This is a genomic window from Pseudomonas sp. NPDC089554, from assembly GCF_050280645.1.
Lineage (GTDB): Bacteria > Pseudomonadota > Gammaproteobacteria > Pseudomonadales > Pseudomonadaceae > Aquipseudomonas.
On sequence record NZ_JBNNVR010000111.1, the window covers coordinates 1 to 15,586 of the forward strand.

Sequence of the window (15,586 nt, forward strand, 5' to 3'; positions counted from 1 at the left end):
GCGGATGCGTGCACGGATACGCTGGCCGCTTTCGGTGCGGGCGCTGGCGACCTCGTCGAAGCTCTCCCGCGGGTTGATGACGAAGGTGATGCTGTATCCGTTCCCTGAGGACGACCTGGTCGAAATCCTGGCCCCGTACACCAACCTCAAGCATGCGGTGTGGTGCCAGGAAGAGCCGATGAACCAGGGCGCCTGGTACAGCAGCCAGCACCACATGCGCCGTATCCTGGGCCGCCACAACAAGGCACTGGTCCTGGAATACGCCGGTCGCGACGCTTCTGCCGCGCCAGCCTGTGGTTACGCATCGAAGCACGCCGAACAGCAGGAAAAACTGCTGCAAGACGCCTTCACTGTTTAACGCCTTCGCGCACCTGAAACCGAATTTAAGGAAACACTGATAATGGCTATCGAGATCAAAGCCCCAACCTTCCCGGAATCGGTTGCCGATGGCACCGTTGCCACCTGGCACAAGAAGCCGGGCGAAGCCGTCAAGCGTGACGAGCTGATCGTCGACATCGAGACCGACAAGGTCGTCCTGGAAGTGCTGGCCACCGCCGACGGCGTGCTGGGTGACATCGTCAAGGGCGAGGGCGACACTGTCCTGTCCGACGAAGTCCTGGGTTCGATCGTTGAAGGCGGCGCTGCTGCCGCTGCACCTGCCGCCGCCCCGGCTGCTGCCGCTCCAGCCGCTGCTGCTGCCGACGCTGGCGAAGACGACCCGGTCGCCGCGCCTGCCGCGCGCAAGCTGGCCGAAGAGAACGGCATCGACCTGGCTAGCGTTGCCGGCACCGGCAAAGGCGGTCGCGTGACCAAGGAAGACGTCGTTGCTGCCGTCGCCAACAAGAAGTCGGCTCCGGCCGCTGCCCCGGCTGCCAAGCCAGCTGCTGCTGCCGCTGCTCCAGTTGTCGTCGCGGCAGGCGATCGCACCGAGAAGCGCGTACCAATGACCCGCCTGCGTGCCAAGATCGCCGACCGTCTGGTCGAAGCGCAGTCGACCATGGCCATGCTGACCACCTTCAACGAAGTCGACATGACCGAAGTCATGGCCCTGCGTGCGAAGTACAAGGACCTGTTCGAGAAGTCCCACAACGGCGTACGCCTGGGCTTCATGTCGTTCTTCGTCAAGGCCGCTACCGAAGCGCTGAAGCGCTACCCAGCGGTCAACGCCTCGATCGATGCCAACGACATCGTCTACCACGGCTATGCGGACGTCGGCGTTGCCGTCTCCAGCGACCGTGGCCTGGTGGTACCGGTACTGCGTAACGCCGAGTCGATGAGCCTGGCGGAAATCGAGAACGGCATCGCCACCTTCGGCAAGAAAGCCCGTGACGGCAAGCTGGCCATCGAAGAGATGACCGGCGGTACCTTCACCATCACCAACGGTGGTACCTTCGGCTCGATGATGTCGACCCCGATCGTCAACCCGCCGCAAGCTGCGATCCTGGGCATGCACAACATCATCCAGCGTCCGATGGCGATCAATGGCCAAGTGGTCATTCGCCCGATGATGTACCTGGCACTGTCCTACGATCACCGCCTGATCGACGGCAAGGAAGCGGTAACCTTCCTGGTGACCATCAAGAACCTGCTGGAAGACCCGGCTCGTCTGCTGCTGGACATCTAATGACGCGGCTGCAGGCCGCAAGCGACAGGCTTCGATCCGGAGCCTGTGGTCTTGCGGCTTGCAGCTTGCCGCTTGAAGCTTAAAAGGAATCTTTTATGACCCAGAAATTCGACGTGGTAGTGATTGGTGCAGGTCCTGGCGGCTACGTAGCCGCAATCAAGGCCGCGCAGCTCGGCCTCTCGACCGCCTGCATCGAGAAATACACCGACGCCGAGGGCAAGCTGGCCCTGGGCGGTACCTGCCTGAACGTGGGTTGCATTCCTTCCAAGGCCCTGCTCGACAGCTCCTGGAAGTACAAGGAAGCCAAAGAGAGCTTCAACGTCCACGGTATCTCCACTGGCGAAGTGAAGATGGACGTCGCCGCGATGGTTGGCCGCAAGGCCGGCATCGTCAAGAACCTGACCAGCGGTGTTTCCACCCTGTTCAAGGCCAATGGCGTTACCTCGATCCAAGGCCACGGCAAGCTGCTGGCTGGCAAGAAAGTCGAAGTCACCAAGCCTGATGGCTCGGTCGAAGTCATCGAAGCCGAGAACGTGATCCTGGCTTCCGGCTCGCGTCCAATCGACATCCCACCGGCTCCGGTCGACCAGAACGTCATCGTCGACTCCACCGGCGCCCTGGAATTCCAGACCGTTCCGAAACGTCTGGGCGTGATCGGCGCTGGCGTCATCGGCCTGGAGCTGGGTTCGGTCTGGGCTCGCCTGGGTGCTGAAGTCACCGTCCTCGAAGCCCTGGACACCTTCCTGATGGCTGCCGACACCGCCGTGTCGAAAGAAGCCCAGAAGACCCTGACCAAGCAAGGCCTGGACATCAAGCTGGGCGCTCGCGTCACCGGCTCGAAAGTCAATGGCGACGAAGTCGAAGTCACCTACACCAACGCCGAAGGCGAGCAGAAGATCGTCTTCGACAAGCTGATCGTCGCGGTCGGCCGTCGCCCAGTGACCACCGACCTGCTGGCTGCCGACAGCGGCGTGAACATCGACGAGCGTGGCTACATCTTCGTCGATGACCACTGCGCTACCAGCGTGCCGGGCGTCTTCGCCATCGGTGACGTGGTACGCGGCATGATGCTGGCGCACAAGGCCTCGGAAGAGGGCATCATGGTCGTCGAGCGCATCAAGGGCCACAAGGCCCAGATGAACTACGACCTGATCCCGTCGGTCATCTACACCCACCCGGAAATCGCCTGGGTCGGCAAGACCGAACAAGCCTTGAAGGCCGAAGGTGTTGAGGTTAACGTAGGCACCTTCCCGTTCGCGGCCAGCGGCCGTGCGATGGCGGCCAACGACACCGGTGGTTTCGTCAAGGTCATCGCCGACGCCAAGACCGACCGCGTACTGGGCGTTCACGTGATCGGCCCATCGGCTGCCGAACTGGTGCAGCAGGGCGCGATCGCAATGGAATTCGGCACCAGTGCCGAAGACCTGGGCATGATGGTCTTCAGCCATCCGACCCTGTCCGAAGCGCTGCATGAAGCCGCGCTGGCTGTGAATGGCGGCGCCATTCACGTGGCCAACCGTAAGAAGCGTTAATTATAAGAAACCACGGCGGGCTGCCCGTCGTGGGTCTTGCGTGCAAGACTCACCGCGGAACGTCCGCCGGACCGAGCCACCGGAAAAATCCGGGGTCAACGGTCACAGGTGGCGCGGCACCAGTAATGGCGCAGCGCCGAAGCGCAGTACCTAACGAAGACGGTAAAAAGCATGAATCTTCACGAGTATCAGGGTAAACAGCTGTTCGCTGAGTACGGCCTGCCAGTTTCCAAGGGTTTCGCTGTCGATACCCCTGAGCAAGCCGCAGAAGCCTGCGAAAAGATCGGTGGTTCGGAGTGGGTCGTAAAAGCCCAGGTCCACGCCGGTGGTCGCGGTAAAGCGGGCGGCGTCAAGCTGGTTCGCAGCAAAGAAGACGCCAAGGCGTTCGCTGCGCAATGGTTGGGCAAGAATCTGGTGACCTACCAGACCGACGCCAACGGTCAGCCAGTCTCCAAGATCCTGGTCGAATCCTGCACTGACATCGCCAAAGAGCTGTACCTGGGCGCTGTAGTCGACCGTTCGAGCCGCCGCATCGTGTTCATGGCTTCCACCGAAGGTGGCGTGGACATCGAGAAAGTCGCTCACGACACTCCTGAGAAGATCCTCAAGGCTACCATCGACCCGCTGGTCGGCGCTCAGCCGTTCCAGGGTCGCGAGCTGGCATTCCAGCTGGGCCTGGAAGGCAAGCAAGTTCAACAGTTCGCCAAGATCTTCGTTGGTCTGGCCAAGCTGTTCAAGGACCACGACCTGGCCCTGCTGGAAGTCAACCCGCTGGTCATCAAGGCCGACGGCGACCTGCACTGCCTCGATGCCAAGATCAACATCGACGCCAACGCCATGTACCGTCAGCCTAAGCTGAAGACCTTCCACGACCCGTCGCAGGACGACGCCCGTGAAGCCCACGCTGCCAAGTTCGAACTGAACTACGTTGCCCTGGAAGGCAACATCGGCTGCATGGTCAACGGTGCCGGCCTGGCCATGGGTACCATGGACATCGTCAACCTGCACGGCGGCAAGCCAGCCAACTTCCTCGACGTAGGTGGTGGCGCTACCAAAGAGCGTGTGACCGAAGCCTTCAAGATCATCCTGTCCGACAGCAATGTCGCGGCCGTACTGGTCAACATCTTCGGCGGCATCGTTCGCTGCGACATGATTGCCGAAGGCATCATCGGTGCAGTGAAAGAAGTGGGCGTTAAAGTACCGGTCGTCGTTCGCCTCGAAGGCAACAACGCCGAACTGGGCGCTAAAGTACTGGCAGAAAGCGGTTTGAACATCATTGCGGCAACCAGCCTGACCGACGCTGCTCAACAAGTTGTCAAAGCTGCGGAGGGCAAGTAATGAGCGTCCTGATCAATAAAGATACCAAGGTCATCTGCCAGGGCTTCACCGGCTCGCAGGGTACTTTCCACTCCGAACAAGCCATCGCCTACGGCACCAAGATGGTTGGCGGCGTGACCCCAGGCAAAGGCGGCACCACTCACCTGGGCCTGCCGGTGTTCAACACCGTCAAGGAAGCCGTTGAAGCCACCGGCGCCGACGCTTCGGTCATCTACGTTCCGGCTCCGTTCTGCAAAGACTCGATCCTGGAAGCGGCCTTCGGCGGCATCAAGCTGATCGTCTGCATCACCGAAGGCATTCCTACCCTGGACATGCTGGATGCCAAGGTCAAGTGCGACGAACTGGGCGTGACCCTGATCGGCCCTAACTGCCCAGGCGTCATCACTCCGGGCGAGTGCAAGATCGGCATCATGCCAGGTCACATCCACCTGCCAGGCAAGGTCGGTATCGTTTCGCGTTCCGGCACCCTGACCTACGAAGCTGTGAAGCAGACCACCGACGCCGGCTTCGGCCAGTCGACCTGTGTCGGCATCGGCGGTGACCCGATTCCGGGCTCCAACTTCATCGACATCCTGAAGCTGTTCCAGGAAGACCCGAAGACCGAAGCGATCGTCATGATCGGTGAGATCGGCGGTTCGGCTGAAGAAGAAGCTGCTGCCTACATCAAGGCCAACGTCACCAAGCCAGTCGTTTCCTACATCGCGGGTGTTACCGCTCCGGCGGGCAAGCGTATGGGCCACGCTGGCGCCATCATCTCCGGTGGTAAAGGCACTGCGGACGAGAAATTCGCTGCCCTGCAGGACGCTGGTGTAAAAACCGTGCGTTCCCTGGCTGACATCGGCAAGGCCCTGGCCGAGCTGACTGGCTGGGAAGCCAAGAAGTAATACGCTGCACCCCCCACGCGCACAGAGGCCACCTTCGGGTGGCCTTTGTCGTTTCGGAGTTGCCAATATTTAATCCAATTCCTACAGAAAACTCCGCGCCCTCTGGGAGAATCCTCGAAGGCCTCGGTCACTCAGACGACAAACCTATACGCACATCGGACAACCTGCCCTATTGCAGTGCGTTTGTCGGGCAAATTGGGTACCCTACGCGCTCACTCTGTGCCCGCTCCCCAAAAGGGAACGACACGCTAAACGGGTCTGGCTCACCAAGCCGGGCAGCATTTCCCTTCATCCATTGGGAAATTCCCTCTCGAATCCCGATTTCAGCAGTGTGGTACTTCTTTAAATGAAAGTGTTAAAAGGCCAGGACATCCTGGCACTTGGCTTTATGACGTTCGCGCTTTTCGTCGGCGCCGGCAACATCATCTTCCCGCCTATCGTCGGTCTGCAATCCGGGCCCCATGTCTGGATGGCGGCACTGGGCTTTCTGGTCACCGCCGTTGGCCTTCCCGTGATCACCGTGGTCGCCCTGGCCAAGGTCGGTGGCGGCATGGATGCACTGAGTAGCCCGATCGGCAAGTTCTTCGGCGGCCTGCTGGCGGCCGTGTGCTACCTCTCGGTCGGCCCGTTGTTCGCCACCCCGCGTACCGCGACGGTTTCCTTCGAAGTGGGCGTGGCGCCACTGACCGGTGAAAGCCCGCTGGCGCTGTTTATCTACAGCCTGGTGTATTTCATCGTGGTGCTGGCCGTCTCCATGTACCCCGGCAAGTTGCTCGACACCGTCGGCCGTTTCCTTGCGCCGCTGAAGATCATCGCCCTGGCCATCCTGGGTATTGCCGCCTTCGCGCTGCCTGCCGGGACCATCGGTGAAGCGCAGCCAGCCTACGCCGCCGCCGCGTTCTCCAAAGGCTTCTCCGATGGTTACCTGACCATGGACACCCTGGGCGCGCTGGTCTTCGGTATCGTCATCGTCAACGCCATCCGCTCGCGCGGTGTCGAGTCGCCGAAGCTGATCACTCGTTATGCCATCATCGCTGGCCTGATCGCCGGTGTGGGCCTGGCCCTGGTGTACATCAGCCTGTTCCGCCTGGGTGCGGGCAGCCACGAGATTGCCGCGGGGGCTACCAACGGCGCGGCAGTGCTGCATGCCTATGTGCAACACACCTTCGGCTCGCTCGGCAGTGGCTTCCTCGCCGTGCTGATCGCGCTGGCCTGCCTGGTCACCGCTGTTGGCCTGACCTGCGCCTGCGCCGAGTACTTCAGCCAGGTGCTGCCGCTGTCCTATCGCGCCCTGGTGGTGATCCTGGCCGGCTTCTCGCTGCTGATCTCCAACCTTGGCCTGACCAAGCTGATCATGTTCTCGATCCCGGTACTCACCGCCATCTACCCACCTTGCATCGTGGTGGTGGGCCTGAGCTTCGTGAAGGACCTGTGGAACTCGCCGACGCGTATCCTGGCGCCGGTCATGCTGGTGTCGCTGCTGTTCGGTATCGTCGATGCGATCAAGGGCAGCAGCATCGCCCACGTACTGCCAGAGTTCATGGCGCACCTGCCATTCAGCGAAGAAGGCATGGCCTGGCTGGTGCCATCGGTACTGACCCTGGTCGCTGCCGTGCTGTGCGACCGCATGCTCGGCAAGCCGCGCGAAGCGCTGGCCTGATGAGGTAACCCCGCGTCTCGGGCGCTGGCCACAAGCCAAGGGCGCCCGAGCCGGAGAAACCCGGAACCCGCATTCGATGAGAATGCGGTTTTTTTGTTTTTTGGCGTATAAATAGTCGGCTGATGGTGCCTTTTCCGAAGTGCAAGCGTCGAAACCCGGTCTACCTTTTCTGTGCGCCCGGACCACTCGGAAAACCCCATGGATTTCATTCAAAGCAACCTCGACAACCTGCTGGCGATTGCCTGGTTCGCCCTGTGCTGGGGCGGCTATACCCGCTACGCCACCTGGAAGGCGCGCGACACCGCGTGCCTGGCCAGTGTCCTGCACCTGTACCGCGAAGACTGGATGCGCCGCATGCTGCTGCGCGACAACCGCATCGCCGACGCTAGCGTGATCGGCAACCTTGAGCGCAATGCTTCGTTCTTCGCCTCCAGCACGCTGATCATCCTGGCCGGTATCCTGACGGTGCTCGGTTCTTCCGACCGGGCGCTGTCGCTGCTGGCCGACCTTCCGTGGGTGCAGCAGGCGACTCAGGCCATCTCGGAAATCAAGTTGCTGTGCCTGGCGATGGTCTTCGTCTACGCCTTCTTCACCTTCAGCTGGTGCATGCGCCAGTACAACTTCGCGGCCGTGCTGGTCGGCTCGGCGCCGATGATCGGCGAACGCCTGGTGAACGAGCTGGAGCGCAAGGCCTTCGCGTCACGCGCGGCACGGGTATTGTCGTTGGCGGCCAACCAGTTCAATTTTGGCTTGCGCGCCTATTACTTCGGCATGGCCATGCTGAGTTGGTTTATCAGCCCATGGTTGTTCATGTTGATGAGTGTCGGTGTTGTGCTGATTCTGTATCGACGTGAGTTTCATTCCGATGTATTGGAGGTGATGGTATTCACGCCGACGGAAAACGCGCCAGTTGAAACACCCAAAGACACTTCGCCGGTATCGAACTGAAGCGTTTTAGCGATATCGCAGGCACAAAAAAACCGGCTTTCGCCGGTTTTTTCTTAACTGCCGATTACTGCTTGGCCGGCTCGGTCGGAGCAGGGGTAGTCGGCGCGGTGCCTGGTGCTGGCGTTGCAGGTGCGGCTTCTTCAGCGGCTTTCTGCTGCGCTTCGGCCTGATCTTTGGCGGCTTCGGCGTTTTCCTTGGCAGCGTCGTTCATTTTATCCTGAGCTTCGCCCATCTTTTCCTGGGCTTGCTCGGCGTGTTGCTGTGCGTCCTGGGCTTTGTCTTCGCTCGCTTTATCGCAAGCAGCCAGGCCCATGGCAGCAGCCAGCATCAGAGCAAAAGCAAAAGGTTTACGCATGGGGTGTTTCTCCTTGTGGAATAACTTACTTGTAACCTTCGAACGCAGGGCGGTGGAATAAGTTCAACATTTGTTGAAGATAGTTAACGCCCCGATCTACATAGACTTTTTCCACGCCCTGTGCGTGGGTGAATATCAGCAGGGAAAGCATGCACCCATGAGCGAAACCGCCCTTGTAGCCATGGCCGAGCGTTTTCTTTCGGCGCTGCGCCATTGCCAGTTGTTGAAGATGCGTGTTCACCACGCCGATGCCGATGGCATGACCCTGGTACTGCCCTGGTCGCCAGCCATCGTCGGCAACCCGCAGACCGGCGCGGTACATGGCGGCGCCTTGACCACCTTGATGGACACCACCTGTGGCATGGCCACCCTTTGCGTACTGCCGCGCTTCGAGGTGTGCCCGACCCTGGACCTGCGCATCGACTACATGCACCCGGCCGAGCCTGACAAGGAGATCTTCGGCCACGCCCAGTGCTACCGGGTCACCCGCGACGTCATCTTCACCCGCGGCACGGCCTACCAGGACGACCCCGAGCAGCCTATCTGCCAAGTGGTGGGCACTTTCATGCGCCTGGGCCAGGAGGCCAAGGGCGGCATCCGCTTCGGCGGCGCCCTCAAGGAGGGCAGGGCATGATTCCCGCTGACGTACGCCAGCAGCTCAACGAAGCTCATGCCAGGGGTGACTATGCACCGTTGCTGGCGTTGATCCCCTATGCCGGGCTGATCGGCATCCAGTGCCAACGCCAGGGCGATGACCTGCTGTTCTGCCTGCCCGCCAACCAGGACAACATCGGCAACCCATTGCTGCCGGCCATCCACGGCGGGGTGATTGCAGGCTTCATGGAGCTTTCTGCGGCGCTGTACCTGTTGATCTTCAGCGAGAGCGCGAGCATTCCGAAGATCATCGATTTTTCCATCGACTACCTGCGTGCCGGGCACTACCGCGACACCTATGCCCAATGCCAACTGTGGCGCCAGGGCCGCCGGGTGACCAACGTGGCGATCACGGCCTGGCAGGGTGACCGCGAGGCGCCTATCGCCACCGCGCGGGCACATTTCAAGATCGAGCCGCAGATGCCCTCGAAATAAAAAAGCCCTTGAAATACTCGGGCCTGCCCCCATCTGCTGGACATCCGCCGCCGTAATGCAGGCCAACCGGGCCGCTGGCGACCACTGCCATCAGATTGGAGTTTGACGAACATGAGTGTGGAGACTCAAAAAGAAACCCTGGGCTTCCAGACCGAGGTGAAGCAACTGCTGCACCTCATGATCCATTCGCTGTATTCGAATAAAGAGATCTTCCTGCGCGAGCTGATCTCCAACGCCTCCGACGCTTCCGACAAGCTGCGCTTCGAAGCGCTGGCCAAGCCTGAACTGCTCGAAGGCGATGCCGACCTGAAGATCCGCGTGAGCTTCGACAAGGACGCCGGTACCGTCACCCTCGAAGACAACGGCATCGGCATGAGCCGTGACGACGTCATCGCTCACCTGGGCACCATCGCCAAGTCCGGCACCGCCGACTTCATGAAGAACCTCACGGGCGACCAGAAGAAAGACTCGCACCTGATCGGCCAGTTCGGTGTCGGCTTCTACTCGGCGTTCATCGTCGCCGACCAGGTCGATGTCTATAGCCGCCGTGCCGGCCTGTCGGCTGCCGAAGGCGTGCATTGGTCGTCCAAGGGCGAAGGTGACTTCGAAGTTGCCACTGTCGAGAAACCACAGCGCGGCACCCGCATCGTCCTGCACCTGAAGAAGGACGAGCAGGAGTTCGCCGATGGCTGGCGCCTGCGCAACGTCATCAAGAAATACTCCGACCACATCGCGCTGCCGATCCAGCTGCCCCAGGAGCAGGCCGACGCCGCCGAAGGCGAGGAAAAGCCAGCCCAGGAATGGGAAACCGTCAACCGCGCCAGCGCCCTGTGGACCCGTTCTCGTACCGAGATCAAGGACGAGGAGTACCAGGAGTTCTACAAGCACATCGGCCATGACTTCGAAAACCCGCTGGCCTGGAGCCACAACAAGGTCGAAGGCAAGCTCGAATACAACTCGCTGCTGTACGTGCCGGCCCGCGCGCCGTTCGACCTGTACCAGCGCGAAGCACCACGCGGCCTGAAACTGTACGTGCAGCGTGTGTTCATCATGGACCAGGCCGAGTCGTTCCTGCCGCTGTACCTGCGTTTCATCAAGGGTGTGGTTGACTCCAACGACCTGTCGCTGAACGTTTCGCGCGAGATCCTGCAGAAGGACCCGATCATCGACTCGATGAAGTCGGCACTGACCAAGCGCGTGCTGGACATGCTGGAGAAGCTGGCCAAGAACGAGCCGGAGCAGTACAAGGGCTTCTGGAAGAACTTCGGCCAGGTGCTCAAGGAAGGCCCGGCGGAAGATTTCGCCAACAAGGAGAAGATCGCCGGCCTGCTGCGCTTCGCCTCCACCCAGGACGACAGCGGCGAGCAGAGCGTTGCCCTGGCCGACTACCTGGCCCGCGCCCAGGAAGGCCAGGACAAGGTCTACTACCTGACCGGCGAAACCTACGCCCAGGTCAAGAACAGCCCGCACCTGGAAGTGTTCCGCAAGAAAGGCATCGAAGTGCTGCTGCTGACCGACCGCATCGACGAGTGGCTGATGAGCTACCTCAGCGAGTTCGACGGCAAGCAGTTCGTCGACGTCGCCCGTGGTGACCTGGACCTGGGCAAGCTGGATTCCGAAGAAGACAAGAAAGCCCAGGAAGAAGTGGCGAAAGAGAAAGAAGGCCTGGTCGAGCGCCTGAAGACAGCCCTGGGCGACAGTGTTGCCGAGGTGCGTGTTTCGCACCGCCTGACCGACTCGCCGGCGATCCTGGCCATCGGTGAACAGGACCTCGGCCTGCAGATGCGCCAGATCCTCGAAGCCAGCGGGCAGAAGGTGCCGGATTCCAAGCCGATCTTCGAATTCAACCCCAGCCACCCGCTGATCGAGAAACTGGACAACGAGCAGAGCGAGGACCGCTTCGCGGAGCTGTCGCACATTCTGTTCGACCAGGCGGCCCTGGCGGCCGGCGACAGCCTGAAGGATCCGGCGGCATACGTTCGTCGCCTGAACAAGCTGCTGGTCGAACTGTCTGCTTGAGTTGATGCATGAAAAGCCCGCTTCGGCGGGCTTTTTTCATTCTGTAGTCCGTGAAAAGCCAAAGGAGTGATCAATGAGCAAGGTAACCGTCGAGTCGCTGGTCTATCACCTGTCCGGGAAAACCTACGAGAGCCGCTTGGTCTATGCGCCAGGTGCGCTGCCGCAACCGGCATTGGTGATGGCGCCAAACTGGATGGGCATCAGCGAGGGGGCTGAGCGCATTGCCAAGGAAGTGGCCGAAAAAGGGTATGTGGTGTTGATCGCTGACCTGTATGGACAGTCGGTACGTCCGTCCGATGCCGCTGAGGCGGGTTTGGCAATGACACCGTTGGCGAGCGATCGCGCCGAGCTGCGCAGGCGCATGAAGGAAGCGTTGGCGCAACTGTTGGGGCAGTCCAAGGCCTTGCTGGCGCCAGGCAAGGTCGCGACCTTTGGCTTCTGCTTCGGCGGCTGCTGCGCGCTGGAGTTGGCGCGTACCGGTGCCGACCTGAAGGCCGCCGTATCGTTCCACGGTACGCTGGACACCCCGAATACCGAGGACGCCAAGCAGATCAAAGGCTCGGTACTGGTGCTGCACGGCGCATCCGACCCGCTGGTGCCGAAGGAGCAACTGCCGGCGTTCGAGGACGAGATGAACGCCGCCAAGGTCGACTGGCAATTGCTCAGCTATGGCGGCGCGGTGCACTCGTTCACCGACCCGAACGCCAATGTTCCAGGCAAGATGCAGTACGACCGGCGCACCGCCGAGCGCGCCTTCAAGGCGATGCACAACCTGCTGGAAGAAGTGTTCAAGGGTTGATAGTGCCGGGGCTGCAAAGCAGCCCCTTCACCTCAGCGGGGCAGTTCGATGCGCTCGGACTCCCCAGGCACAACCGGCCAATCTCCTGCCGACCAACGCGCCCGCGCCTGGTCTATCCGCGCTGGGTCGCTGGCGACGAAGTTCCAGTTCATCCGCCGGGGCCCATCCAGCGGCGCTCCGCCAACCAGCACCAGGTCGCACTCGCTTTCGGCATACAGCACCGCCTGCTCGCCCTCGGGCAACACAAGCATGTTGTGCGCCTCGAGCTCATCGCCATCCACTGCCAGCTGACCATCGAGCAGGTACACGGCACGTTGCACATGCTCGGTCGGCACGATCAGCGTGGTCGCCGGTTGCATGCGCACGTGCGCATAGAGGGTAGGGGAGAGCACCGGTACCGGCGACTCAAGGCAGAACCCGGAACCTGCGATCATGCAGATCCGCACGCCCAGGTTGTCGCTGACCGGCAGGCTGGCGGCCGGGTGGTGGCTGTAGCTCGGGTCGATCTGTTCGGCCTCCTTTGGCGATGCCAGCCACACTTGCAGACCATGCAGGCGCGAGCCTTTGGCTACAGCCTCGGCGGGCGTGCGCTCGACATGGGCGATGCCGTGGCCGGCGGTCATCCAGCTGACATCGCCGGGCCGCACGTGCTGGTTGGAGCCCAGGCTGTCCTTGTGCAGGACCTCGCCTTCGAACAGGTAGGTCAGGGTCGACAGGCCGATGTGCGGGTGTTGGCGCATATCCATTCCGTGGCCCGGGGCGTAGTCGGTCGCCAGCATATGGTCGAAGAACACGAAGGGGCCAACGCTGCGGCATTGGGCGGACGGCAGTGGGCGCAGGATCGGCTGGCCCTCGACCGATTCGGCGCGTGGGCGTATGACCAGGGGGCTGCTCATGTTCGGACTCCGATGGGTAGGTGGCCACAGCATAACGGGTTGGCGTCCGGGGCTGAACCGCTCGATGGGCCAACCGGTCTACTCTGTTCGTATTCGAATAAGGAAGGTTGCCCATGACTGCCAGGATACTGGCTTGCGTGTTGCTCTCAGGCCTGCTGTGCCAGGCCGCACAGGCGCGTGACTACCGCTACAGCGATGCCCACCTGCACTATGTCGACTTCTTCCAGGAAACCGAAGGCATGTCGGCGTTGCTCGAAGCCATGGACAAGGCAGGGGTCGAGCACGCGATGATTTCTGGCATTCCCGTGGCGAAGAAATGGCACGAGGATGAGCCCAAGCGTCCGCGCTATTACGCCGGCGACGATGCCGATGCCTACTGGTTCAGCGCTACCGACATCCATGTCGCCGCCGCCGTGCAAAAGCTTGCACCCGAGCAGCGGCGGCGCTTTCACCCGTTCCTCTCGGGTTTCAACCCGGTGGACAAGAACGCCGTCAGCCATATCGAGCGCATGCTGGAGCTCTACCCTGGGCTTTGGCAGGGCATTGGCGAGGTGTTCACCCGGCACGACGACCTCACGGCGCTGACCAGCGGTGACACGCCGCGGGCCAACAACGAAGCGATGACCCGCATCTATCACCTGGCGGCCGAGCGCGACCTGCCGGTGCTGGTGCATTCCAACATCACCTCCAAGCGTGAGCGTAACCCGCTGTACCTGGCAGAGCTGGAAGAGCCGCTGCGTAATCACCCGCATACCCGCTTCATCTGGGCCCATGCCGGTGCGAGCATGGAGATCCATCGGCACCAGACGCAGATGGAATTCCTCTTGCCGGTGGTGACGCGCTTGCTGGAGGACTACCCGAACCTGTACATCGACCTGTCTTGGAGCGTGCTGCGGCCTTATCTGCTGGATAAGCAGGGCAAACCGAAGGCGCAGTGGCTGAAGTTGGTCGAGCGCTTCCCGGACCGGTTCATGCTGGGGTCTGATGTGGTGGGGCGGTTCGGCAGTGTAGGTGAGCAGATGCACGGGTTCGACCCGTTCCTGGATGCCTTGCCGGAGGCGGTGGCGCGTAAGGTGGCGCTGGAGAATTTCTTGGCGGTATTGCCCAGGAGGAAGTGATGCTGCCAATGCGCTGACTACAAAAGCCACAGGCAAAAAAACGCCCCGAACCAGTCGGGGCGTTTTCGTTCATGCGTTACGGCTTACTTGCCTTCCCAGCGCTTGAGCACCAGGGTGGCGTTGGTGCCGCCGAAGCCGAAGCTATTGCTCATGACCGTGTCGATCTTGGCGTTTTCTTCGGTTTGACGCAGTACCGGCAGGTCGGCGACCGCCGGGTCCAGCTCGTCGATGTTGGCGGAGCCGGCGATGAAGTTGTTTTCCATCATCAGCAGGCAGTAGATCGCCTCGTGCACGCCAGCGGCGCCCAGCGAGTGACCCGACAGGCTCTTGGTCGAGCTGATCTTCGGTGCCTTGTCGCCGAATACTTCACGCACGCCCTTCATCTCGGCAACATCGCCGACCGGGGTGGAGGTGCCGTGGGTGTTCAGGTAGTCGATTTGAGTATCGACGGTGCTCAGCGCCTGCTGCATGCAGCGGATCGCACCTTCGCCACTCGGGGCAACCATGTCGTAGCCATCGGAGGTGGCGCCGTAGCCGACGATTTCGGCGTAGATCTTGGCACCACGGGCCAGAGCGTGTTCCAGCTCCTCGACCACCACCATGCCGCCGCCGCCGGCGATGACGAAGCCGTCACGGTCGGCGTCGTAGGCGCGCGAAGCCAGTTCTGGGGTTTCGTTACGCTTGGTCGACAGGGCGCCCATGGCATCGAACAGGAACGACTGGCTCCAGTGCTCTTCTTCACCGCCACCGGCGAAGACGATGTCCTGCTTGCCCCACTGGATCTGCTCCAGTGCGGTGCCGATGCAGTGTGCACTGGTGGCGCAGGCCGAGGAGATCGAGTAGTTGATGCCCTTGATCTTGAACGGAGTGGCCAGGCACGCCGAGACGGTGCTGCCCATGGTGCGGGTGACACGGTACGGGCCGACGCGCTTGACGCCTTTCTCGCGCAGGGTGTCCAGCGCTTCCATCTGGTTCAGGGTCGATGCGCCGCCGGAGCCTGCTACCAGACCGGTGCGCGGGTTGGAAACCTGTTCTTCGGTGAGGCCGGCGTCCTTGATCGCATCCTGCATCGCCAGGTAGGCGTAGGCAGCGGCGTGGCCGACGAAGCGGTAGACCTTGCGGTCGATCAGCTCTTCGAGGTTGAGGTCGATGGAGCCGGAAACCTGGCTACGCAGCCCCATTTCCTTGTATTCCGGGTTGTAACGGATGCCCGGACGGCTCTTGCGCAGGTTTTCGGTGACGGTAGCTTTGTCATTGCCCAGGCACGTTACGATGCCCAGACCAGTGTTGTCCAACGACTGGTTGCAGCACTGGCGCCAGCAAC

Annotated in this window: 15 protein-coding genes; 12 read left to right on the plus strand and 3 right to left on the minus strand. The window is 61.6% G+C overall.

What is annotated here, in order from left to right:
- The 7 genes from ACQKPE_RS23210 to ACQKPE_RS23240 form a co-directional block, all read left to right on the plus strand.
- Nucleotides 1–358: hypothetical protein (locus tag ACQKPE_RS23210; protein WP_427669033.1), on the plus strand; the 358-nt coding region annotated here is incomplete at its 5' end.
- 42 nt (nt 359–400) lie between these two features.
- A complete protein-coding gene (odhB, locus tag ACQKPE_RS23215; RefSeq protein WP_427669034.1) occupies nt 401–1,624 on the plus strand; it encodes a 2-oxoglutarate dehydrogenase complex dihydrolipoyllysine-residue succinyltransferase in 1,224 nt (407 codons plus the stop codon).
- 95 nt (nt 1,625–1,719) lie between these two features.
- A complete protein-coding gene (lpdA, locus tag ACQKPE_RS23220; protein ID WP_427669035.1) occupies nt 1,720–3,156 on the plus strand; it encodes a dihydrolipoyl dehydrogenase in 1,437 nt (478 codons plus the stop codon).
- A 171-nt stretch (nt 3,157–3,327) separates the two neighbouring features.
- A complete protein-coding gene (gene sucC, locus ACQKPE_RS23225; RefSeq protein WP_375100953.1) occupies nt 3,328–4,494 on the plus strand; it encodes an ADP-forming succinate--CoA ligase subunit beta in 1,167 nt (388 codons plus the stop codon).
- Nucleotides 4,494–5,378 (plus strand): succinate--CoA ligase subunit alpha, encoded by an 885-nt coding sequence (gene sucD / locus ACQKPE_RS23230; protein WP_016393102.1) that lies wholly within the window; start codon nt 4,494–4,496, stop codon nt 5,376–5,378. The genes sucC and sucD overlap by 1 nt, the downstream gene beginning before the upstream one ends.
- Nucleotides 5,379–5,724: 346 nt before the next feature.
- Nucleotides 5,725–7,038, plus strand: a complete 1,314-nt coding sequence (brnQ, locus tag ACQKPE_RS23235; protein WP_427669036.1) for a branched-chain amino acid transport system II carrier protein — start codon at nt 5,725–5,727, stop codon at nt 7,036–7,038.
- A 198-nt stretch (nt 7,039–7,236) separates the two neighbouring features.
- Complete coding sequence (locus ACQKPE_RS23240; RefSeq protein WP_427669037.1) at nt 7,237–7,986, plus strand: DUF599 domain-containing protein; 750 nt, start codon at nt 7,237–7,239, stop codon at nt 7,984–7,986.
- A gap of 64 nt (nt 7,987–8,050) precedes the next feature.
- Here ACQKPE_RS23240 and ACQKPE_RS23245 read toward each other — a convergent pair whose 3' ends face one another.
- A complete protein-coding gene (locus tag ACQKPE_RS23245) occupies nt 8,051–8,341 on the minus strand; it encodes a hypothetical protein (protein ID WP_427669038.1) in 291 nt (96 codons plus the stop codon).
- 157 nt (nt 8,342–8,498) lie between these two features.
- Here ACQKPE_RS23245 and ACQKPE_RS23250 point away from each other — a divergent pair, with 157 nt between their 5' ends.
- From ACQKPE_RS23250 to ACQKPE_RS23265, 4 genes are all read left to right on the plus strand, one after another.
- The gene (locus tag ACQKPE_RS23250) at nt 8,499–8,975 is read left to right on the plus strand and encodes a PaaI family thioesterase (RefSeq protein ID WP_427669039.1); all 477 of its coding nucleotides are present in this window, start codon (nt 8,499–8,501) and stop codon (nt 8,973–8,975) included.
- Entirely contained in the window at nt 8,972–9,430 is a 459-nt protein-coding gene (locus tag ACQKPE_RS23255; RefSeq protein WP_427669040.1) for a PaaI family thioesterase, read from the plus strand. Before ACQKPE_RS23250 ends, ACQKPE_RS23255 begins: the two co-directional genes overlap by 4 nt.
- A gap of 111 nt (nt 9,431–9,541) precedes the next feature.
- The gene (gene htpG, locus ACQKPE_RS23260; protein ID WP_427669041.1) at nt 9,542–11,449 is read left to right on the plus strand and encodes a molecular chaperone HtpG; all 1,908 of its coding nucleotides are present in this window, start codon (nt 9,542–9,544) and stop codon (nt 11,447–11,449) included.
- A 73-nt stretch (nt 11,450–11,522) separates the two neighbouring features.
- Nucleotides 11,523–12,248 carry a dienelactone hydrolase family protein gene (locus tag ACQKPE_RS23265; protein ID WP_427669042.1) on the plus strand — a complete coding sequence of 242 codons (726 nt, stop codon included), beginning with the start codon at nt 11,523–11,525 and terminating at the stop codon, nt 12,246–12,248.
- Nucleotides 12,249–12,280: 32 nt separating this feature from the next.
- Here the strand turns inward: ACQKPE_RS23265 and ACQKPE_RS23270 are convergent, their stop codons facing one another.
- Nucleotides 12,281–13,144, minus strand: a complete 864-nt coding sequence (locus tag ACQKPE_RS23270) for a pirin family protein (RefSeq protein WP_427669043.1) — start codon at nt 13,142–13,144, stop codon at nt 12,281–12,283.
- A 113-nt stretch (nt 13,145–13,257) separates the two neighbouring features.
- On the opposite strand from ACQKPE_RS23270, the gene ACQKPE_RS23275 reads away from it, so the two are divergent.
- Entirely contained in the window at nt 13,258–14,262 is a 1,005-nt protein-coding gene (locus ACQKPE_RS23275) for an amidohydrolase family protein (protein WP_427669044.1), read from the plus strand.
- An 83-nt stretch (nt 14,263–14,345) separates the two neighbouring features.
- Here ACQKPE_RS23275 and fabB read toward each other — a convergent pair whose 3' ends face one another.
- Nucleotides 14,346–15,557 carry a beta-ketoacyl-ACP synthase I gene (gene fabB, locus ACQKPE_RS23280; RefSeq protein WP_427669045.1) on the minus strand — a complete coding sequence of 404 codons (1,212 nt, stop codon included), beginning with the start codon at nt 15,555–15,557 and terminating at the stop codon, nt 14,346–14,348.
- Between the last annotated feature and the right edge of the window lie 29 nt (nt 15,558–15,586).